2 pseudogenes are annotated in these 1,789 nt (G+C 62.7%); one reads left to right on the forward strand and one right to left on the reverse strand.

Annotated features, from left to right (window positions below):
• Positions 1-268 precede the first annotated feature (268 nt).
• Positions 269-1,532, reverse strand: a pseudogene (locus tag AC1DW9_RS36560) (IS110 family RNA-guided transposase); the annotation flags it as partial.
• A 162-nt stretch (positions 1,533-1,694) separates the two neighbouring features.
• Between AC1DW9_RS36560 and AC1DW9_RS36565 the strand changes: the two are divergent.
• Positions 1,695-1,789 (forward strand): annotated as a pseudogene (locus tag AC1DW9_RS36565) (IS481 family transposase); the annotation flags it as partial.

The following is a 1,789-nucleotide window of genomic DNA, read 5'->3' on the forward strand; positions in this document are numbered from 1 at the left end:
CGGACAACGTCCTACGGACAACGTCCTATGTCGGGAAGCAGCTTTGGGCTTTGGCCAACAGGTCTCATCGCGCCGGCAGATCGCCGACGTCAGCAGTAAGCTGATCCAGATGGTTTCCACCGTCAACGGGATCGCTCCCAGCCATAGCAAACACAGGATCCAGCGGCATTGACGCGGCCGTGGTCCTCACCGTCCTCAAGACGAGATACGCACCCAGGTGGAAGGCCCGAACATTATCTACAGGGTCGCCTTTGGCGCCCTCACGGCACTTGCAGAGAGGGGTCCTTCCACCTGGCATCCGACCGTTCCAGGAACGGCCGGTATTCTGTTCCCGTCTTGACGACGGCATGCGCCACCCGCGCCATCTTGGCGGTAAGCGCGGTCATCGCCTTGCGACGGCGATCGGCATCGTCCACGTGACCGGCAACATAGCGACCAAGCTTGTCGCGGAAGCTGTTGTCACATTGGCGCGCGGCGACCTGCGCTGCCATCCAGAACGTTCGGCGCAGCCGGGCATTGCCGTACTTCGACAGCTTGGTCCGACCGCGGAACGTGCCGGATTGGCAGGTAGCGAGGTCGAGGCCGCAGAACTTCAGGAACTGGCGGTGATGGCCGAACCGCCGCAGGTCTCCGGCTTCGGCCAGGATTGTCAGAGCGTTGATCGGTCCGATTCCCGGGATCCGCCGCAGCAACTGGTAATCGTGATGATCGGCCAACGTGACCTGCGCGATCTCCTCGATCCGGTTGCGCTCCCGGATCAGGCCCCGAGCCTGGGCAATAATCATCCGGAACATCGTGATCGCCGCGCTTTCCTCCGGCACGGGCAACGCAATCGATGAGCAAGCCGTCTCGTAGATATCGTTGATCAGCCGAGCCTTGGAGACTTTGCGGCCGACCAGAGGCCAGGCCTCGGCCACGAACGCTTCCCGTTCCAGTGCGATGATGCTGCCGGGCGTCGGGAAGCGCTCGATCAGTGCCAGGAACCAATCCGAGCGGCTATTGCCGGCGAAGCGGCCGATCTCCGGAAAGTACAGCGGTAGGTAATGCGTCAGGATGCGGTGCCAGGTCTGCGTCTTGGCCTTCGAAATCGTCTCGTGCGTCTTCGACAACTCCTGGAGATCGTTGATGCCGGCGGCCAACGGGTCGACATAGGCCTGCGTGGCACCGATCCGCAGCATGTGCAGGATGACCTGGGCGTCCTTGGGATCGTTCTTGTCCCAACCGTTGTGTAGCGCCTCCCGCGTCCGGGCGAGCGCGACCGAGGAGATCAGCCGCAGCTCGAAGCCTGCCGTCAGAAGCCGATAGGCGAGCGTGCGATGGTAGTTGCCGGTCGCCTCGAAGCCGACAAGGATCGGCCGCCCGATCGCGGCAAGGTCCGCAGCCAGGCGGTCGTAGTCCTGCTTGGTCGCCATCACGGTCATCCGCCGGCGTCGACCGCCTTCTGGCCGTTCGATCAGCACCTCCTGGCGGTGCTTGGACATGTCGATCGCTACCAGCACGGCGCCGGTGGGAGTAGAAAAGCGCTTGGTCATGGTTGGCCTCGCTCCAAAGTGTTGTCTCGACAACCTCACTTTAGAGACCTTCTGGCCGGCCATGACCGCCGTGACGGCGCGCTGCGCTACGCAAGGCTTCGCGCGCCGTCAGGCAACGGTCGAGCCTCTTCCCAATGTGCTACGTACAGACTTCGTTTCACAGACTTCGTTGTCGCCTACAATTTCGGCCGCCGGCTGAAGACCCTTAGGGGGCTCACACCCTACGAGTTCATCTGCAAATGCTGGACTTCAGAGCC

Source organism: Allobosea sp. P4_E12, from assembly GCF_056401655.1.